The sequence below is a fragment of the Sorangiineae bacterium MSr12523 genome (assembly GCA_037157775.1).
Taxonomy (GTDB): domain Bacteria; phylum Myxococcota_A; class Polyangia; order Polyangiales; family Polyangiaceae; genus Pendulispora; species Pendulispora brunnea.
The window spans coordinates 12,473,683-12,500,035 of record CP089982.1 but is presented as its reverse complement, the minus strand read 5'-3'; the positions used below and the strand labels follow the sequence as shown (position 1 = coordinate 12,500,035).

General features: G+C 64.1%; 21 protein-coding genes. 12 read left to right on the top strand and 9 right to left on the bottom strand.

Features of this window, described 5'->3' with window-relative positions; all coding sequences use genetic code 11:
• Positions 1-88: 88 nt before the first annotated feature.
• On the bottom strand, positions 89-682 hold the full coding sequence (locus LZC95_49435) for a hypothetical protein (GenBank protein ID WXA94459.1): 594 nt from the start codon (positions 680-682) through the stop codon (positions 89-91).
• 357 nt (positions 683-1,039) lie between these two features.
• Here LZC95_49435 and LZC95_49430 point away from each other — a divergent pair, with 357 nt between their 5' ends.
• The 3 genes from LZC95_49430 to LZC95_49420 are packed head-to-tail and all read left to right on the top strand — an operon-like array spanning position 1,040 to position 4,259.
• The gene (locus tag LZC95_49430; protein WXA94458.1) at positions 1,040-1,684 is read left to right on the top strand and encodes a TetR family transcriptional regulator; all 645 of its coding nucleotides are present in this window, start codon (positions 1,040-1,042) and stop codon (positions 1,682-1,684) included.
• Between the two features lie 38 nt (positions 1,685-1,722).
• Positions 1,723-2,658, top strand: a complete 936-nt coding sequence (locus LZC95_49425; GenBank protein WXA94457.1) for an SDR family NAD(P)-dependent oxidoreductase — start codon at positions 1,723-1,725, stop codon at positions 2,656-2,658.
• A complete protein-coding gene (locus LZC95_49420) occupies positions 2,658-4,259 on the top strand; it encodes an AMP-binding protein (protein WXA94456.1) in 1,602 nt (533 codons plus the stop codon). Before LZC95_49425 ends, LZC95_49420 begins: the two co-directional genes overlap by 1 nt.
• A gap of 16 nt (positions 4,260-4,275) precedes the next feature.
• On the opposite strand, the gene LZC95_49415 is transcribed toward LZC95_49420, so the two are convergent.
• The 3 genes from LZC95_49415 to LZC95_49405 form a co-directional block, all read right to left on the bottom strand.
• Positions 4,276-5,550, bottom strand: a complete 1,275-nt coding sequence (locus LZC95_49415; protein WXA94455.1) for a lipase family protein — start codon at positions 5,548-5,550, stop codon at positions 4,276-4,278.
• A 317-nt stretch (positions 5,551-5,867) separates the two neighbouring features.
• On the bottom strand, positions 5,868-6,470 hold the full coding sequence (locus tag LZC95_49410) for a hypothetical protein (protein ID WXA94454.1): 603 nt from the start codon (positions 6,468-6,470) through the stop codon (positions 5,868-5,870).
• Positions 6,471-6,746: 276 nt separating this feature from the next.
• Positions 6,747-7,211, bottom strand: a complete 465-nt coding sequence (locus tag LZC95_49405; GenBank protein WXA94453.1) for an Lrp/AsnC family transcriptional regulator — start codon at positions 7,209-7,211, stop codon at positions 6,747-6,749.
• Between the two features lie 72 nt (positions 7,212-7,283).
• Between LZC95_49405 and LZC95_49400 the strand changes: the two genes are divergently transcribed.
• Positions 7,284-8,234 carry an EamA family transporter gene (locus LZC95_49400; protein ID WXA94452.1) on the top strand — a complete coding sequence of 317 codons (951 nt, stop codon included), beginning with the start codon at positions 7,284-7,286 and terminating at the stop codon, positions 8,232-8,234.
• A 4-nt stretch (positions 8,235-8,238) separates the two neighbouring features.
• Here LZC95_49400 and LZC95_49395 read toward each other — a convergent pair whose 3' ends face one another.
• Positions 8,239-9,795, bottom strand: coding sequence for an FAD-dependent monooxygenase (locus tag LZC95_49395; GenBank protein ID WXA94451.1), 1,557 nt, complete (start codon positions 9,793-9,795; stop codon positions 8,239-8,241).
• A 106-nt stretch (positions 9,796-9,901) separates the two neighbouring features.
• Here LZC95_49395 and LZC95_49390 point away from each other — a divergent pair, with 106 nt between their 5' ends.
• The 4 genes from LZC95_49390 to LZC95_49375 all read left to right on the top strand — a co-directional run bounded on the left by LZC95_49390 (position 9,902) and on the right by LZC95_49375 (position 15,301).
• The gene (locus tag LZC95_49390) at positions 9,902-10,516 is read left to right on the top strand and encodes a hypothetical protein (protein WXA94450.1); all 615 of its coding nucleotides are present in this window, start codon (positions 9,902-9,904) and stop codon (positions 10,514-10,516) included.
• A gap of 43 nt (positions 10,517-10,559) precedes the next feature.
• The gene (locus LZC95_49385) at positions 10,560-11,108 is read left to right on the top strand and encodes a hypothetical protein (protein WXA94449.1); all 549 of its coding nucleotides are present in this window, start codon (positions 10,560-10,562) and stop codon (positions 11,106-11,108) included.
• Positions 11,105-13,636 (top strand): aldo/keto reductase, encoded by a 2,532-nt coding sequence (locus tag LZC95_49380; protein WXA94448.1) that lies wholly within the window; start codon positions 11,105-11,107, stop codon positions 13,634-13,636. Before LZC95_49385 ends, LZC95_49380 begins: the two co-directional genes overlap by 4 nt.
• A 180-nt stretch (positions 13,637-13,816) precedes the next feature.
• A complete protein-coding gene (locus LZC95_49375; GenBank protein ID WXA94447.1) occupies positions 13,817-15,301 on the top strand; it encodes a hypothetical protein in 1,485 nt (494 codons plus the stop codon).
• A gap of 160 nt (positions 15,302-15,461) precedes the next feature.
• On the opposite strand, the gene ltrA is transcribed toward LZC95_49375, so the two are convergent.
• From ltrA to LZC95_49355, 4 genes are all read right to left on the bottom strand, one after another.
• Positions 15,462-16,781, bottom strand: a complete 1,320-nt coding sequence (gene ltrA, locus LZC95_49370) for a group II intron reverse transcriptase/maturase (protein ID WXA94446.1) — start codon at positions 16,779-16,781, stop codon at positions 15,462-15,464.
• A 572-nt stretch (positions 16,782-17,353) separates the two neighbouring features.
• Complete coding sequence (locus LZC95_49365) at positions 17,354-18,385, bottom strand: hypothetical protein (protein ID WXA94445.1); 1,032 nt, start codon at positions 18,383-18,385, stop codon at positions 17,354-17,356.
• 113 nt (positions 18,386-18,498) lie between these two features.
• The gene (locus LZC95_49360; protein WXA94444.1) at positions 18,499-22,128 is read right to left on the bottom strand and encodes a protein kinase; all 3,630 of its coding nucleotides are present in this window, start codon (positions 22,126-22,128) and stop codon (positions 18,499-18,501) included.
• 308 nt (positions 22,129-22,436) lie between these two features.
• The gene (locus tag LZC95_49355) at positions 22,437-22,937 is read right to left on the bottom strand and encodes a hypothetical protein (GenBank protein WXA94443.1); all 501 of its coding nucleotides are present in this window, start codon (positions 22,935-22,937) and stop codon (positions 22,437-22,439) included.
• Between the two features lie 501 nt (positions 22,938-23,438).
• Here LZC95_49355 and LZC95_49350 point away from each other — a divergent pair.
• From LZC95_49350 to LZC95_49335, 4 genes are all read left to right on the top strand, one after another.
• On the top strand, positions 23,439-24,257 hold the full coding sequence (locus LZC95_49350) for a hypothetical protein (GenBank protein ID WXA94442.1): 819 nt from the start codon (positions 23,439-23,441) through the stop codon (positions 24,255-24,257).
• A 33-nt stretch (positions 24,258-24,290) separates the two neighbouring features.
• Complete coding sequence (locus LZC95_49345; GenBank protein ID WXA94441.1) at positions 24,291-24,896, top strand: sigma-70 family RNA polymerase sigma factor; 606 nt, start codon at positions 24,291-24,293, stop codon at positions 24,894-24,896.
• Entirely contained in the window at positions 24,893-25,711 is an 819-nt protein-coding gene (locus LZC95_49340; protein ID WXA94440.1) for a hypothetical protein, read from the top strand. The genes LZC95_49345 and LZC95_49340 overlap by 4 nt, the downstream gene beginning before the upstream one ends.
• A 79-nt stretch (positions 25,712-25,790) precedes the next feature.
• Positions 25,791-26,243 carry a hypothetical protein gene (locus LZC95_49335; protein WXA94439.1) on the top strand — a complete coding sequence of 151 codons (453 nt, stop codon included), beginning with the start codon at positions 25,791-25,793 and terminating at the stop codon, positions 26,241-26,243.
• Positions 26,244-26,353: the final 110 nt, after the last annotated feature.

Below are 26,353 nucleotides of genomic sequence, written 5' to 3'. Positions count from 1 at the left end.
TGATTCGAGTCCGTGAAAAGGGCTGATTCAGGCCCGCCAAGTTGGTTCATGTCCTATCCGTGGTGTCGTTGGGTGGTCGCCGTCACGATTAGCGGAGGTTCGGGCTGATGCCGGGCAGGCCTTCCGAAGCCGAAACGCGAAGGGCCGCGGTGCGCTGCTGCGCCTTCTGCGTGGCAACGCGGGTCTCGGCCGCGGGCGCCGCAACGGCATTGGGCGACGGATTGTACAAGCTCGAGAGCGTCTGGCTCGGGGCAGCCGCGGGGGCCTTGCCCACGTTGGCCGCGGTGACGGTCGGCGCAACGAACACCGGCTTGTAGTTCGGCGAAGGATTGTAGGCCGTCGAAGCCGACGTGGACGCCGACGCCGCAGGAGCGGTGACGGCCGCGGTGCGTTCGTTGGGCGAGGGGTTGTAGAACGTCGCAGAGGTGATGGTCGTCGTCGAGACCTTGGGAGCCTTCGCCATCTGCGCGGCCGGGGCCGGCGCAACACGGGCCGGGCTACCGACGACGCCGGTCACCGTGACCGGAGGCTGCACCGCCAGCGGGCGGGAATTCGGGGTCGGTTGGTAGATGCTGGACGGGTCGACCTGACCAACAGGCTGTTCCGCAAGCGCCTCCGAAGCGTACCCAACCAGACCAACAGCAAACGCAGCAACCATCGAGGCAAAACGAATCGAGTTCATGACTGTATCTCCGTGTGTTTTTCTAAACTGTTCGTTCAGTTTCTTATATTTAGAATCTAAACTGGACGTTCAGTTTTTCAAGACCCCTCGTCCCTTTTCGTTCGACTAGGCAGAAGCCCCGTCGAACGTGACGGACATGTGTCGAGGAGCTCGTTTCATGTCCGCCGAAGCATCCGTCTTCTTGGAACCGCGATGCTTCATGTCCTGGAGTACCGACGGCACCGCAGTTGGTTTCGGGGTGTCTGAAAAACAGCGCGCATCGTGTGGTTGTCCGCCTCCTTCTTGCGCGACCCAAAGCGACCGCATCGGACGGGCAAAATGAACAATGTTCATTTATGATTGTGCGGAACGCGAATCATGGCGACCCGAAAATCCAAAACGCAGTGGGGCGATCGCGAAGCCCGTTTTCTCGACATTTGCCGAGCGGGGGCCGAGGTTCTCGCAAAAGAGGGGCTCGCGAACCTGAACATGCGCACGGTCGCGGAGGGCGCGCAGGTGAGCCTGGGCACGTTGTACACCTACTTCACGTCGAAAGAGGAGCTGTTCGCCGTGCTCTATGCCGAGCGGCTGGAGCGCCTCGTCGCCGAACTGGCCCTGTCGTGCGCGGCCGCGAAAACGCCCCAAGAGGTGCTGGTGATCGTGGCCGAGCAGTACTTCGACGTCTACGCCGTGTTCGGCCGCGAGCTCAATCTCGTCTCGCTGATGGCGGGTGAGAAGCTCGAGCAAGAGATCGCACCGGCCGTCGCCGGGCGGCTTGTCAGTGCCGCGCGGCAAGTGATTGCAACGGCATGGATGGCCGTGGCGCGGTTGGATCCCGCCCTGGCCGGCATGCGCGAGGAGCAGCGCCTGCTCGCCGTGCGACTCGTGTGGGCCACGATGGTGGGCCTGGCCGATCAGGTCTCGGGCATTCGCCATCGACTCCACGCGGGCACGCGCCGAGAGCTCACGGAATTTGCGGCTCGGGTTCTTACGGCCGGCATCGAAGCCGTGCGCGGCGGTTGACAGGCCCGCCGCGCGTGCCAATATGAACGTTGTTCATAATGGACGCGTTTCTCTCGCCAGGAAGGGCCGCACGGCGGCTGGTGAAACGGATCGTCAATCCCGCCGGCCTCGCCAACGATGCGGCGCTGCATGCGACGGTTCGCGACAAAGTCGTGCTCGTGACGGGTGCCTCCTACGGCCTCGGGGAGGCCACCGCGCGAAAGCTCGGAGCCGCGGGCGCCACTGTGCTCCTGGTCGCGCGCACCAGCGAGCGCCTGGCCAACGTCGCCGCCCAGATCACCGCGGGCGGTGGCAAGGCCCAGACCTACGCCGTCGATCTCTGCAACGACAAAGCGGTCGAAGAGCTCGTCCAACGCATTTTGGCGGACCATGGCCACGTCGATATCGTCGTGAACAACGCCGGCAAGTCGATCCGGCGGTCGCTGCACCTTCAATACGACCGATTTCACGACTTCACGCGCACGATGGGTGTGAACTACCTCGGCCCCGCGCGGTTGCTGCTCGGGCTCCTGCCACCCATGCGCGCCCGTGGACGCGGGCACATCGTCAATGTCTCCACCGTCGGGGTGCGGATCGTACCTGGCCCGCGGTGGGGCGTTTACCAATCGTCGAAAGGCGCTTTCGATATTTGGCTGCGCAGCATCACCCCCGAGATTCAAGCCGATGGCCTTACCGTCAGCACCATTTACATGGGGCTGATTTACACGCGCATGAGTGCTCCTACCCCCATCATGCGCAAACTTCCCGGCCTTCATCCCGACGAGGCCGCGGATCTGGTGGCCCGTGCCATCGTGCACAGACCGCGTGAGATCACGCCGTGGTGGGTATGGCCCGCGGAATTTGGAAGCTTGATCGCCCGTGGCCCGCTGGCCCATGGTCTGGCGTTTCTGCATCGGCGCTCGCGCGATTCGGAGAGCGCATTGGGAATCGAGGCGCCTCCCACGCACCATCCCCGTGCCCGAGGACGAACGTGATGCGGGCTCTCGATGCGGCACGTCTCTGCGCGGCCGGGGGTGTCGCCCTCGTGCAATCCGGTGTCATCGGGCCGGTGGCTCCATGGCGTGCCGTGAAGATGGGCCTTGCCGCACACCGCAACGGGGTTTCTCCAGCAATGCTCGCCGCCGTATCCGCGGCGCGTTGGCCGAACCACCCGGCCATCCTCGATGAGCGCGGAACGTTGACCTATGCCGAACTCGAACGCCGCTCGAATGCACTGGCGGCCGCGCTCGCGCACGACTTCGGCGTTGGCCCCCAGCGCGCGCTCGCGGTCATGTGTCGCAACCACCGCGGGTTCGTGGAATCGATGCTTGCAGCCGCAAAAATCGGCGCCGACGTCGTCCTTTTGAATACCGAAATTCCTGGACCGCAACTCGCACGCGCCCTGGAGCGCCACACCCTGGGAGCCATCGTCCACGACGAAGAATTTGCCGAACCGATTGCCGCCGCCGGATATCGCGGACCGCGCGTGCTCGCCTGGCACGATGCCGGCGCAGAACCGAACCTCGAGGACCTCATCGCGCGCCAGGGGCAATGCGCACGGCGCCCAGGTCACGTCGGTTCCTTGATCTTGCTCACCTCGGGCACGACGGGCGCGCCCAAAGGGGTGCCGCGCAAACCGTCGCTGGGTTCCATTGCAGGAGCGGGCATCACCGCACTGTCGCGCCTTCGCTTGCGCGCATGCGAGTCCACGTTCATCGCCGTACCGCTGTTTCACGGCTTCGGCATGGTGATGATGCTCATGGGGCTCATGCTCGGTTCCACGCTGGTTCTGCAGCGTCGATTCGTGGCCGAGGAGGTCGCTGCCGCCATCACGCGCCATCGCGTGACGACCCTGGGTGTCGTCCCCGTCATGCTGCAACGCCTTCTCGCCGCATCGTCGCTCGGGCGCGGTACGGCGCTTCGGGCGGTTCTATCGGGCGGCGCTCCGCTCGTGCCTTCGCTGGCCACGGCGTTCATGGATGCCGTGGGCGATGTCCTTTACAACGGGTATGGCTCCTCCGAAGTTGGCATTGCGGCGCTGGCAACGCCGGCCGACCTGCGGGCAGCCCCCGGCACCGTCGGCCGCCCCGTTCTCGCCACCCCCATCGGGATCGTCGATGATGCCGGCGCCCCCGTCGCGGTGGGTCGAACGGGTCGAATCCTGGTGGGTGGCGAAATGGTATTCGGCGGCTACTCCGGTGGCGGGAGCAAGGAAATGCTCGCGGGCCTCATGAGCACGGGCGATGTCGGTCACTTCGACGCGGCGGGTCGCCTGTTCATCGACGGACGAGTGGACGAGATGATCGTCTCCGGTGGCGAAAACGTATTTCCGCAAGGCGTCGAACATGTCCTCGGCGCACACGACGACGTCATCGAAGCGGCGGTCATCGGGGTTCCGGACGCGGAATTCGGCCAGAGGCTTCGTGCCTTCGTCGTATTGCGCAGCCACTCGACCTCCATCGAGTCCCTCGAGGACTACGTCCGCCGCCACGTTGCACGCTACGAAGTACCTCGCGACATCGTCATCCTCGATGAGCTGCCGCGCAACGCGACGGGGAAGATCCTTCGCTCCGAGTTGCGCGCGATGAAAGATTGAGCGGTGCGGCCTTTGGTCAATCCGTGCCAACCCACCAACAGTCATTGACGGGCGCTTTACCTGCAAAGCGATCGTTCAGGAACGGATACACATCCACGTACCACGGGACCACGCCCAAACCGTGTTCGGCGAGCAGGGGCCAATGCACATTGACCTTGGCTCCACCTGCACACCATTGCTTGACCGCTTTTTTGTCCTGGGCGAACGGGACCACTTCATCGAGAACGCCATGAGTGCTCACGACGGGCGCCTTCGGCGCATGACTTCCCATGCTTTGCCGCCCGGTCACGGCAACGACGGCCGGCTCGCTGAAGAGATCCGGCGAGTCGGTGTACTGCTGAATATCGGCAAAGGGTAGCGCCGCGACCAATTCCAGGGCGCACGCGTTTTGGTACTTCTGATACAGGGCGCGACCTTTGTCGTTCAGCAATCCCTGGAGCTCGGGATACTGCTTCATAATCCCAATAATCCCACCCGCAGCCAGCCCGGCCGCGAATCGCCCGGTGCCCGTGAGCCACTTCACGACGTCGAGGATCTTCGCGGGTGTGCCGCCCGTTGCCGAGCCCACGTAATTCAACTCCGGCGCGTAGCTGCCTTGAAGCTCCGCGGCCCAGCCGGTCGCAAGTCCGCCGCCCGAATAACCAAAGGTCGCCACTTTGGTGCCCTCGTCCAGGCCGGCCGGAGCAAATTTCAGCGCCGCGCGAAGTCCATCGAGCACGCCGTGTCCGGCCATTCGACCCACACCGAACATGCCTTTCGGACCTTCGTAGTCGGGCACCACGACCGCCCACCCGGAAAGCAGCGCAGGGGCGACCGCGAACGGATCCGCCAGGGGTTCACCCAGTCCGGCAAAAATGCCGTTTCGCCAGGAGTACGATGGTGCACAATCGATGCCCACCGAATCTTCCGCGCTTTGATAGGAGACGAGCGGACGCGTACCTGCACCCCGCCAGGGTGCGTCGGGAATCACGATGGTCGCCACCGTGGCGGTGGGCGCGTCTTCGCCATCGTTGGTGCGGTACAATACCTGCCAGGCGTGCACCGCGGGAATATCACCGATCGCCCATTTGGGCACGATCTCGCGGGATCGAATCACGCCGCCGGGCGCGTAGCTCGCCACATTCGATGGCACTTCGTAAAATAGGTCCTGACTCGGTGGAACGACGCCCGCCACGGCCGACACGGATTGGCCGACGGAATTTTCGTCCGCTCCATTTGGCAATTCACCGCATGCGGCCAACAGGACTACGCTGATCGCGATTCCAAGTAGCGAAACGGGCGATTGGCTCATACGAGGACCTCGTGATGTGGATACTCGGAGCCGCCGAGTATCCGCCCTATTGACCCGGTGTCAAGAGAGGGCCTCGCTTGCGCCACGTCGTTTTCGTCCGACCCGAGCCCACATGGTTCGTGATGGTCGGGCATTTCCAACTCCGTCGCGCAAATTCGAAATACTATTCATTGAACCGCTTCACGCGGCGCTCGCGCGCATTCCCGAGCTCGGATTTGCCTATACCCTTCTCGGAAACGGCCCTGCCGATGCATCGTCGATTGGGGCGGGCCTGCGCGCGGTTATTCTGGATAAGAAGTGACCAATGGGTGATGCAATTAGCGGACGTTGGGGCTGATGCCGGGCTGGCCTTCCGAGGCCGACACGCGAAGGGCGGCGGTGCGCTGCGCCTTCTGCGCCGCAATGACATTCGGCGAAACGAACACCGGCTTGTAGTTCGGCGAAGGATTGTACGCCGTCGAAACCGATCCGTAATTGAGCGCCATCGCGGGCTGCGCGGCCTCGATTCGGGCGGGCGCCGGCATCGCGGGCGCGGTCAGGACCGTCGACACCACCGGAACCGACTTGGCCACCTGCGCCGCCTGCACCGGAGCAACGCGCACCGGACTACCGACGGCGCCGGTCACCGCGACGGGAGGCTGCACCGCCAGCGGGCGCGAATTCGGGGAAGGCTGGTAGGTGCTCGAAGGATCGTAGCTCGCGACGGCCGACGACTTCACGGGAGCCGTCCGAAGGTTGCTTCCCACCACGCCGGTCACGGAAACCGGAGGCTGCACCGCCAACGGGCGCGAGTTTGGCGAAGGCTGGTAGGTGCTGGAAGGATCGAAGCTGGCGGGCGTCTCCGCGAACGCCTGCGAGGCGTAACCAACGAGACCAAAGGCAAACGAAGCAACCATCGAGGCAAGACGAATCGAGTTCATGATCGTATCTCCAGATTTTCTAAACTGCCCGTCCAGTTTCGTATGAGAAGAATCTAAACTGGACGTTCAGTTTTTCAAGGTCCCTCTGCTCTGATTTCCGTTCGACTAGGCAGAAAGCCCAACGAACGTGACGGACATGAGCTGAGGAGCTTGGTACGTGTCCGCCTTCATGTCCTCGAGTACTGCCGGCGCGCGGGTTGGTTTCGGCGCATTCGAAAAACAGCGCGCATCGTGTGGGCGCGGGTCGTCGGCCGTGGCGAGCGGAAGGGACCGACGCTACGCGTCCGGCGCAGGATCCAGCGATCGCTCGAAGATCGTCCGCAGCACGATCGTCGTGCGCGTATCGACCGTGGGCATCTTCCGCAGGCGATCCAACGCGTCCGCAAGCGCCTGCGTCGACTCCACGCGGAGCTTCAGGAGGTAACAATCCTCCCCCGCGACCTCGTGGGCCTCGAGCACGCACGGTTCGGCGAGAAGCGCTTCGTTCATCGTCTTCTTGCTGATCTCGCTCGGTTGAAAGCGAAGCGCGACGAATGCCGCCGTCCCCCCTCCCACCGCCGAAGGATCGATCGTGGCGTGGTAGCCGGTGATCACGCCCTCCCGCTCGAGGCGAAGGAGCCGATCGCGCACGGACGGCTCCGAGAGGCTCACCTCTTGAGCGAGCGCGCGCACGGTCTGGCGCCCGTTCGAGCTCAGCATCCTCAACAACGTGGCATCGATCTCATCCAATTTGCGCGACATCCTTGCCTTCGTCCCCTCTGTTCCTAATGTAAAGAGGCAACACGGTCAACAGACCTAATAAACAGAGGTAACATGGGTACTGAAGCTCATTTGCTTCGCCAAGCACCGGCTCGAAGCCAATTCCTCCCCTGGGCCGCCTTGATCACGGTCTGGTTTCTCTGGGGCTCCACGTACCTCGGCATCCGTGCGGCGGTGGAAACCATTCCGCCGTTCATCATGGCTGGAGCTCGCTACGGGCTCGCCGGTGCGGCCATGTTCGCGGTGCTCGGGCCGCAGCATGCGCGCGGGAAGGATCGACTGACGTGGCCGCAGGTGCGCTCATCGATCCTCATTGGAGCGCTGCTGCTCGTGGGTGGCAACGGCCTGCTGAGTCTCAGTGAGAAGAAATTGCACTCGGGGTTGGCGGCACTGATCGTGGCGACCGTTCCGGCGTGGATGGTGCTCATTCATGCCGCGGTCACCAAGAGCCGCATTCCGGGCCCGCTCATCGCGGCGCTGGTGCTCGGCACCGCCGGCGTCGCCGTGCTCGTCGGTGGTCCAGGCAGCGCCATCGACCTCGGCGCCACGGCCATCGTGCTCGTCGCCTCGGTGTTTTGGGCCGCCGGCTCCGTGTTCACGCGCATGGTCACCTTGCCGAAGCATCCGCTGGTGGGAACCTCGCTCCAGATGCTCTCGGGCGGCGTGCTGCTGTTGATCCTGGGGGCGGCGCGGGGCGAGCTCGCATCGTTTCATCTCGCCGAGGTCTCCACCCGCTCGGCGATGGCGATGGTGTGGCTCACGATCCTCGGCTCGATGGTGGCATTCAGTGCGTACGTCTACGCGATCCGCACCTTGCCCAACGACATCGTGGCCACCTACGCGTACGTGAATCCCATCGTCGCCGTGGCCTTGGGCGCGGTTGTCGACAAGGAGCCCGTCACGCGCAATTTGCTGCTCGGCGGCGCCATCATCGTCGGCTCGGTCGTGCTCATCGTGAGCGACCGCGCCAAGCGCAATGCGGCCGAACAGCGGCGGGCTGGGTAATGCCTCATCGCTCACCGCCCGTCGCCACCTTCAGCGCGTGTGCGACGGCTGCAGGAAGATCGGGCGGCGAGGTTGCGGTGCGCCATGCCACGTGTCCATCGGGCCGCACGAGAACGGCGCCGTCGGGCTGCACGCCGTAGACTTCGCACCACGCAGGTTCGTCCACAGCGCAATGGCGTCCGGCTACACCGGTCGCCTGCGTCGCCGCCGTGAACGCGGACGCGTAGGCCTCGCGCAGGTGGCCGCCGGACAAGAGAACGAAGCCGCGTCCAAAGAGATCCACCGTGGATGTCCGGCGCGCGTCGTATGAAATCCACACATGGGGAGCGCGGTGCCCGGGCCGGGCGACGGGAACGTAATCATGAATGGGATCGTCGACGAGCGGCGCTGAGGTTCCATCTGGCAGGATCGCCGCCGACCCGTAGCTCGCACCGAAGAAGATGCCGTGCGCGTCGAAACGAGGCTGCGTGAGGAGCTGTTGCGCCATCACGAAGCTCGCCGCCATGGCTTGCTCCGCGACAGGCTGCCGCTCCGGCTCGTACGTATCGAGCACCGCCGGATGAGCGCATCCCGTGAGAACGGTGGCCAGCTTCCAAACGAGGTTGTGGGCATCCGCAATCCCGCAGTTCATGCCAAAGCCCCCATTCGGGGTCATGACGTGTGCGGCGTCGCCGATCAAGAAGACCCGCCCCTGCTTGAAGCGCTCGGCAATTTCCCCCGTGGGACTCCAGAGCCTCCGGCCACCGATACGAACGGGAACGGTGGGGTCGCCGATGCTCTCGCGTGCCAGCGAAAGGCACGCTTCGTCGCTTGCCGGGGCCGGTGCCTCGGCATCGTCGCGGACCATCATGAGCCATCGCCGCTCGTTGTCGACGACGGCAAAGAGGACAGGGCGCGGATGATGCACGCGGTAAAGCCCACTTCGGCGATCCGCGATACGGGACGCGAGGTCGGCCTCGACGAGGATGCTCACCACCCGCCCCAGCGGCCCCGGCCCGCGAACGCCGATGCCGAGTTGCGCCCGCACGCCGCTGCGGGCTCCGTCCGCGGCCACCAGATAGGTCGCATGAACGGTGGAGATTTCTCCCGTTCGCTCGTCACGAAGGGTGGCGCTAACCCGATGGTCGTCTTGGGTGAAGCTCTCGAGCTTCGTCGCGAAGCGCACGTCGGCCCCAAGCTTCTTTGCCCATTGGAGCAGCACCGGCTCCATGACGTCTTGCGAGCAGAGGAGCCTTTTCGTTGGACTGAAATTCAGATCATCGGCTTTGGAGCAGACACCTTCTCGGGAAAACGAATCTGCCAATAGCGTATTGCCCGTAAAGAGAAAAAGGCTCTCGTCGCGCGCCAATCCCGCTTCGGCAATGGCCTCTTCGATGGCCCAGGCGCGATAGATTTCCATCGAGCGCGGGGAGACGAGTCTCCCTTTTGGGAAATCGAGTGTGCTTTCGTGTTTTTCGACCAACAGGCACGCGATACCCCAACGGCGAAGTCCAATGGCAACCGAAAGGCCGACGGGGCCTCCGCCAACGATGAGCACCGGAACCTGTTTCACGTCGTCCACATGCAACTTTTTATCACGAAGGAGGCATCGGGACCTGCAAGCTTGCCTTGATGTCTGGCGCGATTTTTCGCGCAACGCTCGTTCGTGGGTGGCCGAATGCCCAGGCATGACGAAGCGGCGCTACGAGTGGATCTCGGAAGTGCGCATCATGGGCGCCTTCTTGCGCGCCATCGCATTTCGCGCCATCGCGGATGCGCCGGGCGGCGCGCGCCATGCCACCACGAGGCACACGAGTCAGTACAAGCCGATTTTGTTCGTGCTGATTCTGCTCATGGCCATCGAAATACCGGTCATGCACCTCCTGCTCGCCCATGTGCTCGGCTCCGGCGGCTGGAAGACGGTGCTTCAACGGGTGATTGCTGGGCTGAGTGCCTATGGCGTGATCTGGCTGATTGGCGACGCGCGCTTGATGCGGGAGTCCGCCCATGTGCTTCGTCCCGAGGGCCTCGAGCTTCGACTCGGGCTTCGGTGGAACGGGCTGGTGCCCTACGACGCCATCGATCGCGTGGCGCGCGCGCCGGGCGTGCTCTCCCCGCGGCCCGGTGCGGTGGACATCACGCCGGTGGGCATGGATACGCCCAACGTGGTCGTGTATCTGCGCACGCGCATCGAGCTTTACGGTATTTTCAATATACCGCGCACGGCCGACGAGGTTCGCCTTTTCGTGGACGAGCCCAACGCACTCATTGCCGCTCTGCGCGAGGTGATGCACGCCGATTGAAGCGGCTCGTGGGGGATGACATGGGGTACGCTGGGCGCGTCTGATGTCCATTTTCGACAAGATCAAAGCTTGGTTTGGGGGGAAGCCGGCGCCCGTCGAACCGGCGCCCGTCGAGCCGGCGCCCGCGAGGCGTGAGAAGCGGCGTGTGACGGCGAAGGACGATGCCCGACTCGAGTCGGAGGCTCGGGGTTTGTTCGATGCGGGCCAGGCCGCCGAGGGCATCGCGCTCCTTTCCGAACGCGGCGTCCTCTTTGCGCGACACGAGGCTACGACCTTGCCATGTCTTTGTCGCCAATGCCTCCGCCCGGAGTTGGCGGCTGCCGAGGGTGCCGGCATCGCCTATGCTCGCGACTTCGTCGTGACGCGAAACAAGGTGCTCTTCTACTGGACGCCCGTCGAGCTAAGCGACAACGCAAAACAGGTGCGCGCGTCCATGCGTGCGGAAGTGCGCCATCGCCTGCGGGTCCTGGCGTCCAAAGAAGAAGAGACGCGGCAGGCGATCAACCCGTTCACCAAAGAACCCATGACCATCTTGCCGAAGCACGAACGTCGCCCGAGGGTGAATCCGTTCACTGGAAAACCCGTACCGTGAGCGGCTCGTTCGAAGGCCGCCGCACGCGAAGGATGCGGGTGGCGCGATGCGATCCCGCGGATCGGGCGGATAGATTCGAGCTTCGGGATGCCTTCGTCGCCGATGATGATGCGGAGGTGCGCGCGGCGGCGCTGCAGCGTTTGGACGCGGCGGCGGCGCGTCATCTCCTTCCGTACGTGCGAGACGCCGCGCAGGATTCATCGATGCGGGTTCGGGAAGCGGCGTTCGTTGCGCTTGCCCGCGCCGAGGATACCGATTCGCTCCACCGCGCGGCGTACGCCTGCCGGTACGACCGCGGTTTTCGGGTGCGGCGAATGGCCCTTCTTTTCGCGGCCCGAACCTTTGGGCTCGATGCGCTGCCGGTGCTCGCGCTCGCAAGTCGCGACCCTTTCTGGAGGGTGCGCGTTGCGGCACGGCGTGCGGCGGCCATGCTCGATGCGACGATCGACACGCACGATCCATGCGCTCCGCTCCCGCCTGTCGCGATTCCGGGGGCGGACGATCCCGATCCGGCCGTCGTCACCGCCCGGCTTCGGCAGCAGAGCGGGCGCGTGGCGCCGTGCGATCTCCTCGGTGCCCTCGCGCATGCGCACCAAGCGCTGCGCCGAATCGCGGTCACCGAGATCTCGGCCCGAGGTGACGAAAAGACGCTTTACGCGGTGACGCGGCATCTCGTGGACGAACGGATCCCGTACGCACCGGCGGCCGCCGAGGCAACGCTCGCGCGTTCGAGGGTGCGCGGGGCGGCCGTTGCTGCGCAGATCCTCGAATGCTGGGACGCAGAGCCCGCGGGGCCGCTTGCCTGGGCGCTCGGCACCGCGACGATGGCGCCGAATTGGTCCATCCTGACGGAGCTCATCGCGCATGAAGACGTCCGCGTTCGGCGCGCGGCGGTGCTTCGTGTGCCGGAAGCGGCTCCGAGCCGAAGCGCTTTGCTCGATGCCATGGCGAGCCTCCTCTCCGATCGGGACGAATGGACCCGAAATCGGACGGCGGCGTGGCTTGCGCGTTCGGCGAGTCACGAGGCGAAGGCCATCCTGCTCCGACTCGAGCCCACCGCGCAGTCCACGTTCGTGCGCTCGGTCCTCGTGGAGCTTCACGCCGGTGCGCGCAACATCGATATCGTTCGCGCCTTTTCGAACGACCAGCATGGCGCGATTCGGGCCGCCGCCGTTTCGGCACGGGTGGCCCTTGGGGACCTCACGTCGGCCGAGCGTCGCACTCTGGAATTGGATCCCGATCCGTGGATGCGCCGCGTTGTATTCACTTCGGAGTCCGCGGCCGCCGATCCGGACGCAGAACTTCGTGCCCAGGCTGCCCGTGGCCTCGTCGCCGAGACGACGGATCGAGCGACCGTCACCCTTCTCCGCCTGGCGCGGGACGTCGACCACGGGGTTCGCAGCATTGCCACCGAGGCGCTCGCCGAGCGCACCGAATCCGTGCGGCGCCTTCTCGATGCAGGGGCCCTTCAGAGCAGCGAACGCATTGCAGCGTACACGCTGCTGAGCCTCGGCCATGGGATGAACGCGAAGATCGCCGAGACCGATACCGAGGCGCTGGCCCATCTTGCGCTGCTCGACGACGTCGTCCGGGAGCGCCCTCCGTGTGTCGCGTCACCGGCTCGCGTCGAGCGGGTGCAGGCTCCGAGCGCTCACACACGTACCCTAGGCCGGACGGGCATTCGCGTTCATCCCTTCGGGCTCTCGGGTGCGCACGGCCTCGACTTCGTCGATTTTTCGCGCGCATACGAGCGGGGCGTCAACCTGTACTTCTGGGAGCCGAGCCACCGAGAGCTTGCGCGCTTTCTCCGGAATCGCGCCGATGCCGTCGTCGTGGCTGGCACGTACCACGCCGACGCGGATGCCATCGAACGGGACGTGGTGCGGGCCCTCCGCACGTTGAAGCGTGACTCGCTCGACGTGTTTCTCGCCTTTTGGACCCGATCGGCCGCCCGCATCGAAGCCACGGGCGACGTTTTGCGTCAGCTCGTGAAGCGTGGCCTGGTTCGGGCGTTCGGCGTCTCGACGCACGATCGCGATTTGGCATGCCGGGCCGCCAAGGAAGGGTTCGACGTCGTGATGGTGCGCCATAGCGCTGCACACCGGGGCGCCGAGGCGAATGTGTTCCCGCACTGCGCATCGCACGGCACGGGCGTGCTGACGTTCTCGAATCTTTGCTACGGGCGCATGCTCCATCGATCGCCCGTCGCGCTCTCGTCGCCGGTGACCGCGCCGGACTGTTATCGCTATTCGCTCGCACAACCCGGCGTCCATGCCTGCATCGCGGCGCCGCGGCGCCATTCGGAGCTCATGGAAAATCTAGCGGTGGTCGATTCCCCCGACCTGCCCGAGAACCGGCGGATCGAGCTGCGGGCGCATGGAGACCACGTTTACGAGCGTTCCAAGGCGTGGAGCGCAGAAACGTGGGCCGTTGCCGAACGTCCGCGGCCGGACGCGCGATGGGAGCAGCGCGACAGTCTTTCCGAATGGCTCGACTTCTCCGACTCGACGTCTCGAGACGTGTGCTAAGAGGAAGTAGCTCTCCCGTGTTGCCTCACGAGCTAGCCCTTCGTTCGCGATGTTCCGTCGCGGCTGAACGCCACCGGCATTCGACTCAAGATCGATGTGCGGGCCGCACGGCGGCTTTTCACCCGCACTCGTTCCTGCTGAGCAAGTAGATCGGGCAGCACGGGAGAGCCATTCTTATCCATGGATGTCGCGGCGCTGATTTCCAAATTGATTCCGCTGCTCGACGATCCGGCCGGGAACAGCGACGCGATCCTCGGGCTTCTCGGTCGGGGTCGCGGGCTCGCCGATTACGAAGTGGCGCGATTCCTCATTGCGAAACGCACGGAGTCGTTCGTGCAGAGCCTCCTCGCCAGCCCCGATCCGAAGGTGCGCCGAATGGGCGTTCGCTGGGTCGAGCTGACGTTCGCCCGCTCGCCGGCCGCGCGCATTCTTCGCGATGCCACCAAAGACCGCGCGAAGCTCGTACGCCGCGCCGCATTCCACGCGACGCGGGCCCTGCGGCTCGACGATGTCGCGCTGCCCGATATGAGCTTGGCGGGTCGCCAGCCCATCCCCGCGATGCGCGACCGCCCGGGCATCGATCCCTTCACCGGGAATACCATTATCCTCAAAGGACGGCCGGCGCTTCCGCCGAAGCATCGCGGCTTCAACCCGACGGGTTGGCGTTTTGGGCTTTATCCTGCATGGCGACGCCAGCGGAGGCCGGCCCCCGCGCTCTCTGCGCTCGTGACGAGCGAGGACGTCCAGCGCCTGCTCGGCGTGACGGAAGCCATCCTCACACCGCTCTTGCGGCCCGGAGCAGGACCTGGATGCCCGTATGTCGCCTTCGAGATCCCAAAGGCGACGGGCGGGATCCGTGTCGTCCATGCCCCGCGCGCCCCGTTGAAGCGTCTGCAGCGCGTCGTTCTTCGTGAGCTCCTCGATTCACTCGAGGTTCATCCTGCAGCGCACGGATTCGTTCCCGGGCGCTCGACCGTCACCAACGCGCAAGCTCACGTCGGAGCGCGCATCGTGGTCAAGATGGACCTCGTCGACTTCTTTCCGACCGTGCATTTCGGCCGCCTCACGGGGCTTTTCGAGCATTATGGCGCCGGAAAAGAAGCTGCGAAAACGCTCGCCGCGATCGTCACGTACCGTCCGAAGCTCCCCGACGGACGCGTGGCGTGGCCGAGTGTACTCCCGCAGGGAGCCCCGACGTCCCCCGCCCTGTCGAACCTCGTGTGCCGTCGCATGGACGCACGCCTCACGGCCCTCGCCACCAAGGCCGGCGCAACGTACACGCGCTACGCCGACGATCTCACATTTTCATTCGGAGAAGAGCCAAGCCAGGGACTCGGTCACTTCCTCTGGTGGGTCAATCAGATCATCGGCCAGGAGGGGTTCGTCGAGAATTTGAAGAAGCGGCGCGTGCTTCGCCCCGGCGGACGGGTCCGAGTGACAGGCCTCGTCACCAACGACGCTCTCGCGGTGCCGCGTGAAGCGCGACGTCGCTTCCGTGCCGTTTTGCACCATTGTCAGCGTTTCGGTGTCACGAAAGAAGCCACGCGGCACGAAGAGCCCAAGGCATATCTCCTCGGATTTGCCGCCTACGTCGCCATGGTGCAACCCGACCTCGGCGCAAAACTCCGCGCCGAGGTGAAGCGCCTGCTTGCCCGCCGGACCTGAACCAACAATAAACCCCCAAAATGAGAGTTCATTGTTGGTTCACCTGGCGATCCTGGCGCCTCTCTTTTGGCGTCCGTCGGGTAGCCCCCGGTCTCCCGGGGGCCCCCACAGATCCGGACTTGCGGGTCTCCCGCATCCGGCTCTTCGTGAGTTGGATTCGCTACGTGAGGTAGCCGTGGACGATCCGGGGCGACGGAAGCGGAAAGCGCTTCAGTAGCTCGTTCATTCTGTTCCACGTCACGTGGCCCTTTTGCGAGCGTCTCGACAGCCAACGGCGCCATATGATCTGTACGACGAACTTGAAGCGAGCGACCGCTTTGAAGTTTGACGTCACTCCGTAGTAGGCGTAGTGGCCGCAGAGCTTCTTGCAAAGCGCCTGGCGCTGCGTCGTGACCGGCTTGTGCATGTGCCTGCGGCACCACTCGCTGATCCGACGCACGGCTCGTGTGAATCGGTCCTTCGCCGTGCGCCTCTTCACCACCCACTTGCCCTTGCGCGACAAGCCCCAGTAGTGCGTGAAGCCCAGCAGATCGAAGGTGCCCGGACCATCGTCGCTCCCTTCTTCGTCGCTTGGACGCGTGAAGCGTACCAGCCGCGTTTTCTCAGGATGCAACGTCAGTCCGTACTTCTCGAATCGTTTCGGAAGTACGTCAAGTACCCGCTCGGCGTCCTCTTTCTGCTCGAAGACGATGACGAAATCGTCGGCATAGCGCACCAGCATCGCTCGACTTGCGAGTCGTGGCTGGACTTCTCGCACGAACCATTCGTCTAGCACTTCGTGCAGGTAGATGTTCGCCAGCAGTGGGGAGATCACTCCCCCCTGCGGGGTCCCTGTTTCGGGTCGCGAGAGCTTCATTCCTTCCAGTACTCCCGCGTTCAGCCACTTGCCGATCAGGCGCAGAATCACGCCATCACGTATCCGTTGGCTTAGAATTTCCCGTAGCTTTCCGTGATCGATGGTGTTGAAGAAGCCTTCGATATCGGCCTCCAGCACCCACCCTCCCTTCATTCGCATCGTGCCCGACCAAACCGCGTCGCACGCCTGGTGAGCCGATCGTCCGGGTCGAAAACCGTACGAAAAGTCGTGAAACATCTTTTCGTACACTGGTTCGAGCACCATCATAATCGCCCGTTGCAGGACCTTGTCCTCGAAGGTTGGAATTCCGATCGGTCGTGTCTGCGACCCATCTCCCTTCGGGATGTGTACCCGCCTCACGGACGGCGCCCGGTACATGCCTGACTTCACGCCTTCGAGCAGATTTTGCAGGTTTTCCTGCAGCTTCTCCTCGTACTGCTCTGCGCTTACGCCATCGATGCCCGTCGCGCCATCCTTGCGTGTCCGGCGATACGCCTCGTTCAGCCACTCCACGTCGATGTGATGGGCGAGCGTCGTCAGCGGTGATTCCGGAAATTTCCTCACCAGTTCCGCTATCCGCTCGAGTCGCATTGAGATGGTTTGTGAGCCCTTCGTCTCTCCCATCGTTCCCTCTTGCAGTTCCAACTCACGGCATCGCTCTTTGCTCGGCGGGGTCCTTACGGCCTCTGTTCCCCCGCGTCCATGCCTCCTATTGCGATGCTCCGACTTCTCGTCACCCCGATCGCGCTTCGGTCTCCCCTCGCTCTTCACCTTCCAGCTCCCGCTGGAGGCAACGAGATCTCCCTAGGTTCCTGGGCGTCCCTTGTGCACGTGCTGCGGTCTTGCACCCCGGTGGGACCAACATGGCTTCGAGACCCCGGGCATTGCCCTGCGTTTTCGCCATGTTGATGCTGCCTTCCACCCCGCCAAAGGCGTCGGCTCCCACGACATGAGATTTTCGGGGCTGGTTCTCCGCGGCCCGCGTACCCGCTGTCTACGCTTCGCCGTACACCTCGCGGTTCCGACGCAAGACTCGCTTCACCCCGATGGTCTCCATCTTTAGGTGTCGGGACTTTCACCCGTGGGTCGCTTTCCGAAGTTTCCGGCTTGCTCCTTTCCCTTCGGCCAGGCTTTCCTGGCGCACTGGCGATTTCTTCTTCTTTTCGTGACGCTATTCGAAGATCGCGCTCGCTGAACTAGTGCGACTGCTTGAAAATGTACGTGTCGTTGCCGCGTTTGGATGCGAAATAGACGTCGGCATCGTCGAGGGCGATGCGGGAGATCGTGTCGCCTGCGCGGCTCCATGAGGGCTGCTGGTTTGGGTCGCAGCGGGCGGCGAGGTCGGTGCATTGTCGCAAAACGGCCACCCCCTGTTCATTCGCTGCCCAATGGACTTTGCCGTTGCGCACTGCGAGTGACACGAAACCCGCGGGCAGCGTAACAATCTCCTTTGCCGCGCACCCGCTGGCGCATTTGGAAGAGATGGTTGCGCGCGTGTTCGTGACGACGGCCCAGTATACGACACCGTTGTCGAATGAAAGGAACGAAGGTGGCGAGGGAAAGCCATCGGCGAATCTGCCTGCGATCCAAGTGCCCCTTGCGGTGGGAATCGTGAAGATCGCCCGCTCCTCCTCCAATGTCCAATACAGATCGGAGTTGGACGTGCCCATGCTCACGACATTCCCACTGCTGTAATTATCGGCGGACTCGCCGTCTTCCGGCGAGTCGTAGAAAATGCTCCCCCTGTGCGTGCCCGTGATGAGGATGCCGTTCGCAACCGCAATAGGTCCTGCGTATTCGCGTTTGGTGAACGGCGATGTCGGCGACGGTCCTCCCTGCTTGTCGGCACGCCAGACCCCGCCGGAGTGCTGGGCATCTTGGTTGATGCTCCAGAAGGCGTACTTCTCCGAAAGCGTGAGCACTTCGGGGCGGACGGGCACGGTGGCGATCAACCGCGCGTCCCCACCGTTCTTCGGGCATGCCTTCACCGCAAATCCTTGGTCGCCCGAGGAAGGGCCCTGAAGCCAGAAAATGCTCGTGCCATCCACCGCCATGTCGAGAACGACGCCGTTCTCGATATGGCAGATCTCGACGGCAGGCTGTGACGCGGGATTTCCGACCGACGCGTCGTCGCCGAACGCACGACCTTCGGGCACGTCCCCGAGGATGGCACTGCACGCCGCGCTTCCCAATGCGACCACGATCGAAAGAGCCCGTCGGAAACTCACGCGTACAGGTCGAGCATATCTTCTTTCCGTGTCAAATGATTCGCGACCGCCAATCGAACGAGGCCAGCATGATTATCTTTTCCGGCCGCCGCTGGACGAAGGCGGCCATGCGTTCAACGCCAGCGGTCGAGAAGGTGCGTGGCCCGTTCGAGCCAGACATGGGCCGACGCGGCGGTCAGGTGCTTTTGTGCGAGGACGAGAAGGGCGCGTGCCCCTCCGGGGTGGGACGACGCGCGCCGTTCGGCAAGGGCCAACAACGTAATGCCATGTTGGAGCACGTTGCCCGAGTCGTTCGCCACCTGGCGGGCTCGATCGAGCTCCCGCTCCCCCTCCGCGCCGGGGAGCGCCGCGGCGAGCACTCGTCGGGCCAGAATCTCGTCGAACGGATTGGCGCGAAGAGGATCGGCCGCCCGCGCGAGGGCCTGCTCGGCCGCCTCGCGCGCAGCCTCGGGATCACGCCGCAGCGCGTGCAATCGGGACAAATAGACCCAGGCGAGCGTTTCCATGCGAAAGTCGCGCTCGTGCGCCGCGGCAATCGCTTTGGTGAGTGCCTCGTAAGCAAGATCGTATTTCTTGCTGAGCACCAAGAGGCAGCCGCGGTAGACGCTCACGTAGAGCCGAAGCCAGATATCGCCAGGCATCACGTTCTCGCTGAGGTGCGTGCCGCGTCGGATCATGGCACTCGCGGGTTCGACCTCACCCCGTTCCAGGTAATAGGGCGGGGTCGAGAGCACGAGATTTCGCTCGGGAAGAGACGGATTGCCCAGCCGTCGCATCCAGCCGTTCATTTCCTCGTAGTGCGGCACGAACTGCCTCGCATCCCCCGTGAATGACCCGCGCGCGAGCCGCGAAAGAAGATGGTAGATGCGAAGCTCGACGAAACCGAATTCGGAGGCAATGGACATCCCGTCTTCGCTGGCGCGCTGGTCGAGCTCTTTTCCCATTGCCGCCAAGTTGATATTCAGAAAATACGTCCCCACGGCCAGGGCCCACGATAGCCGCGCCGGTCCATTCCTTTTCGTGGCATGGAACGCGCGGAGCGTAGCCAGATGCTCTTGCAACTCGGCTACGACACCTGCGAAATGCCCCGTGTGAACGATCAATGCCCCCTTGGCGAGGTAGGCTGCAGCACGGAACGGCGAGCCTTCGTCGCTGTCGGCATCGGCCTTTTCCAGCACCTGCCGAACGTCCGCGGGACGGCCCATGATGGCAAATCCGAAATTTTGCAAAATTCGATATTCGGACCGCTTGAGAAAAGCATCGTCCGCGCTCATGTCCGCGTGAACGGGGATCTCCCGATACAATTCGTCGGGTGCCGTTCGGGCCTTCGCTTCCACGATTTTTCGCCCGGCATCCAGATCGACGGTGGTCTCCCAATACGAGAATAGCTTTTCCGCAAAGAGATAACAGGCTGACGTGTCGCTGCTGTAGCCGACCTCGATGAGCTTTCCCCACGCCGTCACCTGCAGCTCGGTCCGATCGGGGTAGTTGAGATGTTTTTCGAGCAGGGCCTCGGCCTCTTTGAGGATGCGATATCCCTCCTGCATCGCGCTGTGGGCGAGAAGATGTCTCGAGGCGAGGAGGAGCGGAGCAATGGCGCGCGCGGGCTCGTGGGAGCGGGCGAAATGGTAGCCGGCAGCACGCGCTCCCTCGGGGGTATCACCCACCGTGCGCTCGATATGCTCGGCGATCCGGCCGTGGTAGTAGCGCCGATCCAGCTCGGGGGTTTCGTCGTAAATCGTCCTGCGGACGGTGTCGTGCGTAAAGTGGTAATGCCCGCCCGAATACTGCAGGAATTGACGTTCGACGACACCGTCCAGTGCCGCAAACAGCTTTTCGTCGTCGAGCTCGGCCGCCGCACGCAAAAGGGTCATATCGAGCACCAGGCCGGCCGGTGCGATGCGCCGGAGAAAATCGAGGGACTCCGCGGTCAGCGTGGAAAGGCGAAGCCGGATCGCTTCTCCGATGCTTCCCGGCAGAGCAACCTGCGCGAGATCGCCATCGGCGAACCAGCGGCCGGCAACCCGTTGCAGTGCCCCCTGCTCGACCAATCCGCGCAAGCACTCGGTGGCAAAAAACACGTTCCCCTGGGTTGCCGTATGCAAATTCGCGACGAAGGCTTTCGGCACCTCGAAGCCCGGCAGGGCCAACGCCACCAGCTCGCGCAAATGCGATGGCGACAAGGGGCGAAGCTTCATGATGGTCGCCGCGCCGGCAAAAACCGTGTGATACAGCGGCGAGAGCTCGGGCAATTCGTCGGATCGGAAGGTCCCACACACCAGCCCGTGGGTGCCGTGGAGCGCACGAATGATAACGTTGAGGTGCTCGATGGTCGCGTCGTCTGCCCAGTGCAGATCTTCCAAGCAAATGACGAATCGGTGCACCTGGGCCAGCGCAACGAGCCACTGCGAAAGCGCCTCGAAGACGATGAGCTTCTCCTCGGAGGGTGCCCGCGCGGGCCCTTGGGGCTGCGCATATTCCGGGGGCAACAATGTCGCCAACGGCGTTCGAATGCGCTCGATCATTTCCGGCGGGGTAACCGGCAAAAGAACGCGCAGCGCGCGCTTCAACGGGGCGAGCGGGGCAAGACCTTGGGCATGGCACTGCCCAAATGCAAATGGGACGTCGGAGAGCTTGGCGTGAAGTTCCAATTCCGAGAGCAATCGCGATTTGCCAGTTCCGGCGGGGGCCGCGATGAACAGGGCACGGGCGGCACCTCGTTCGGCTTCGGCAAGGACCTCTTCGAGCCGCGCTGTCTCGCGTTTCCGTCCGACGACGGTGGGCACATGAAGGTAGCTGGCACGCGCGGCGAGCGGCTCCTCGGATGGAATGCTTTCGCTCGCCTGCGACAGGGCGGCCATCAGGGCATTGGCGGTCGGAAAGCGATCGACGGGGTCCTTGGCCAGAAGGCGCAGAAGAACGGCCTCGAGCTCCGGGTGGATGGACGGGACGAGCGACGAAGGGGCGGGCGGCCGCTCCTCGCGATGCGCGCGCAGAAGCTGTTGAATGGTGGCGCCATGAAACGGATGCTGGCCCGTCACCGCAAAGAAGCCCAATACCCCGAGCGAGTAGAGATCGGCCCTCCCATCGATGGCGCCGCCGGAGAGCCATTCGGGCGCAATGTACGCGGCCGTTCCCCAGAGGCGTCCCCGGGTTGGGGTTCCGAGTTGGTGCATTAGGCCGAAGTCCATCAATTTGACATTGCCGTTCGAGAGCATGCGAACGTTGTCGGCCTTGATGTCGCAGTGCACGAAAAGGCGCGCGTGGATGAAGGCGAGGGTCTGCGCGAGGCGCATCAGCAGGTTGAACGCCTCGGCGGAATCGAGAGGGCGTTCACTTACCGCCGCATGGACGTCGACGCCGTCGACACGCTCCATGGTGATGTAGCGGTTGCCGGAAGGGAGGATGCCGCAGTCATAGACCTTCAGCGTGAAGGGATGCTGAAGTCGTCTCATCGCGAAGAATTCGCGACGAAACATGAGTGCGCTCTCTTCGAGGTCGTCCGGGCGGGAGCCGGGGACCACTTCGATTTCCTTGAAGGCGATCTGGCGCCCCTCCACCGCGTCGTGCGCCAGCCAGACTCGGGCGGTGCCGCCGGTGCCTAGGAGCCCTTCGATGCGATATCGCTCCTCGACGACTTCCCCTTCTTTGAGAAACATAGGGGTCGCCGCCCCACGGGCGCGGGTGACACTCTCGATGCCCGCGGGCAGCGTGTCCTTGAGGTCTGTCGCGCGCTCGTTCATTCGGGCCTTTCGGCCCTCATAGGCCTCATCTCCAACGACATCTCAGTCTGCGCACGGTTCATTCGGGCCTCCCCCGTAGGCCTCATCGATTCACCCACCTGCACCGTTCATCGTACGATATCGTCGACAAGAACGCGTGCTCGAGCTCGAAGAGCGCAAACTTGAGTTTCGTTCGAATTTTCCCTCACGAGTGGATGGCAGCGCTGCGACGACGCCTCGTCGCACGTTCAGTTGGTGCTCTCAGCGCTCCCAGCCATGCCCCACCGTCGGGCCGATGAATAGCGATTAACGTGAATACTCGACGAGCTTCATGTCGCGAAGAAGGTGGTCGAGCGCCTCTCGCCGGTGCTGTAGATCAAGCCGGTATCGAAGCCCGCTTTTACGAGCGCGCGAAACGGGATCTTCTCGACACTCAAGGCCTCCCGGAGCGCCTCGGAACGCACCCCCTTGGGAGCTTGCTTCAAAAGATCGAGCATCGCATCGAACTTGACGTCGGCGTCATCGGCCACTGCGCTGCGCACCTCACGTTTGTGCGCGCGGGGTGCTACTGGACGCGCCCGCGGAGCGCCGCGACGGGGCTTGGCGGCACTGTTCTTTTGCAAGTGCCCAGTCTTTTTCAGGGGCCCAGTCTTTTTCACATGCGCGGTCGAAGCACGACGTACGGCCTCCAGCACGTGGTCGGTAAGGTCTTCGACGAGGTCATGAATGGCAGCGCGCAGGCCGGCGGTAGGCATCAGCGATTGCAGTACTGCATTCGGGAGCGAGCGTCTACGTACAAGTCGTGGCGCGCAAGACGATCGGCCCGTCAAGGCGGCCTCCGCTCACCAAAAAACGACCCGCAATCCAATCAAAGGAGCCTCGTGAGCAACGCGTGCACGGTGGGCGAAATCCTTGCGTAGCGTGCGGACGGGGTCGGGCCACGTGTGCCGCGGACCTTGCGAGGCGCCGAGGAGCGAATGGTGACCGGCCGAAAGGCTGACGCGAATGGCGTCGTAATTCGGTATGAGTCCTCATCGCAATAGCGACGAACGAGGATGGCCACCGATGGATGACACGAGTGCGCACTACCATTCATCATGACTGCCCAAGATTGGAATGAACACGGTGCGGAGTGCGAAGTACCGCAGCACTCGACAGAGGGTTTCGCGTCTGTTAGTGCCTACTTCGTGAACCGTGCTTTATCGGCAACAGCATGGGTCTTTGCGGCGGGGGCGGTTTCGACGGCCTCGCCGTCGGCGTATGCCGCTACATCCGATGACGCTATCGACCTGGTTTGGGAAGCTCCACCCGATTGTCCAGCCCAACGCGACGTGAAAGCCGAAATCGCGGAGGCCATGGGGCAGGCACCTGCCGAGCGGCGAGCGCGTGCACGGGCGGTCGTGGTGCATGAAGGCGACGAATGGATCGTCGACCTCACCACGGAAATGGGCGGGCCTCCGCACCATCGCACGCTGCGTGCGGGAACCTGCGGAGAGCTTGGCTCGGCGGTGGCGACCGTGCTGGCGCTCGAGGTGAGCGGTGGGCAGCGGCACGAGCTCGCGCCTCCGCCCGCGGCTCCTGCCAGCGAGAAGCCGCGGGATGAAGGGCCCTCGACCCGACGAGGCGGAGAGGCGAGCAAACGACAATTCGCGCTGAGCCTCGGTGCCGCAGGGGCGACGGGCGCCACGGGGGACGCTTCGCTCGGCGTCGGTGGGGCGATATCGTGGTTGCCCGCGCGATGGCGCGTCGAGCTCGCGGTCGTCTATTTTCCGCCGACGGAGGTCGCGCGCGGAGATCTGGGCATTCGAGGCGATTTCGACCTTGTCGCAGGTTCCGTCGGCGGCTGTTACACCTTCGTTTTGGGCGCAGTTTCCCTGGGGCCGTGCCTCGGGGCCGAAGTGGGACGGCTGCACGCATCGGGAAGCGGATCGGCGGTGCGGACGTCATCGGAAAGCGCAAGTCTGTGGCTCGCCGGCAAAGCGGGCGGCCTTGCCGTATGGCAACTCGGGCGCTTCGCCTTGAGGATGCAGCTCGACAGCATCATTCCGTCGTCGCGCGACCGTTATCTCATCGAGCGGGTGGGCGAGGTTTACCGCCCTCCGGCCCTCGGTGGACGCGTCACATTGGGTGCCGAGATGCATTTTCCTTAACGAACTTCGCCGCCGCGGGCACTCACCTAGTCCATGGCCGTCTCTTCGCTCGCTGGTACCTGCCTCGCGCCCGACCATCGCGCGCAAGAGGCGCCCACGGTCGCGATGCCGACGGACTTCGATACTTTGTACAGTGCGCACGCGAAGTTCGTATGGCGCGCCGTGGTTCGACTGGGCGTGGAACCGATGGCGGTGGAAGACGTCGTCCAAGAGATCTTTCTGGTGGTGCACCGCGGCCTGCACGACTTCGAATGGCGCTCTTCCGCACGCACATGGATCTATGGGATCGCCGTCAACGTGGTGCGCCACCACCGACGTGCGCGTGCGCGGAAGTCGCACAATGCGCAGGAATCCGCGGAGCAGCTGTGTACCTTCCCGGCCGATCCGGCGCATGCGCCGGATGCGATTTTGGAGAAGGCGCAGGCCGCGCTTTTGCTTTTGCGGGTGCTCGACAATCTATCGAGCGACCTTCGAGAGGTCTTCGTTCTGGCCGAGCTCGAGGAGATCACGTTGGCGGAGATTGGGAAAATTCTGGGTATCTCGTCCAACACCGTCGCTTCGCGGCTGCGCGCCGCACGCCAGAAATTCGATCAAGCGCTGGTCCGAGAACGGGCGCGCGACACGTGGAGAGTCCGATGATCATCCGCGATCTGAGCGAGGAATCACGTGCGCTGCTCGATCTGGCCAAGGACGACGGCCTGCCCGACGATGCGCAGCTCGAGCGAACCCGCGCGCGTTTGGCCGAGAAGATTGGCACCGGCATGGTCCTGGGGGCCGCGGCGGCCATGCTGGGAAAGACGGCGGCCGCGCCGGTGGCCACGAAAGCAGCGGGGTGGTCGTCGTCGCTGGCATTCAAGGCATTTGCCATGTTGGCCCTTTTGGGCGGCGGCAGTGCGGCCGTCGGGGGCTACATGATTCGACCACACGCGACCGAGATGAGCACACTGCATGCGCCCACCACCGCGCACGCGTTGGTTGCGGCATCGACGCCACCGGCTCGCCCGATGCCGCGTGTTGCCGTTCCAGAGAGTACTGCGCCACCGGAGATCCACGTGATGGCCCCTGCGCCGCGCCCGCGCGTCGATGCTCCTGCTGTGCACCACGCCGCCCCGCCCGCGCCGCCAACGACTGCTCCCGACGTTGCGCCTATCCAAGCCCCGTTGCCACGTCCAGCTGTCGCCAGGGTGAGCCTCATGAACGATGTCGCCCATTTGCGCGAGGCCCAGCGCGCGCTCACCGCGGGGGATCCGACGCGGGCGCGCGAGGAAGCCGAACGCGTTCGCGACGACGGGCCGCTGGCGGAAGAAGGAGAAGGAATGCGCATTCTCGCCGCCTGCGCGGAGCCGGCGCGCAAAGCCGAGTCACAGGTCCTCGTGGACGGATTCACGCGGCGGCGTCCCGAATCGCCCCTGCTGCTGCGCATTCGCGCGGCGTGTTCACCGTATTCACGTTAGACGATTTCATGACGAACGCGCGCGGCAAGGGCACTCACAGTACATGGATGACGATGAACGTCGTCCGGAGGTTCGATCCATGACTTCGACTTGGAAACGCATCGTGGTGGCAAGTATCGTAGGTGTCTCGTTCGCGGTGGTCGCATGCGGCGGCGAAGATGTCTCGCTCGGAAAAGGCACGGGGGAACTCACGTCCGGGGACGCCGGCGGAAGCTGCACGCCGAACAAATGCGCCAATCAGGCCGTCGGGTGCATGCAGGGCCAAACGGTATTCAACGAGCAGTGCGTGCCCGATCCCCACGCGGGCACGGGCTCGAGCCCTGCAGGAGCGTGCATGCTCATTGGTGATTGTGCGCAATTCGATCCCGGATGCGGTCCCCATGCGTGCGACGCGCAAAAGGCAGGTTGCGCCATCGCTTCCGGCGAACCCGAGAAACACCCCACCAACCTGAAATGCGTACCCGATCCGCAGGCGGGCGTCGGCTCGAACCCGGTGGGCCACTGCATCCTTAGCTTCGAGTGCGCCGAGTAAATCCCCACGTCGAGCAGCGGCGACTTCACACCATCCTCAACAGTGTCACCGTCGTCGCAAAAGGAAGAAGAACCGCCAGGACGCCAAAACAGAGGCGCCAGGATCGCCAG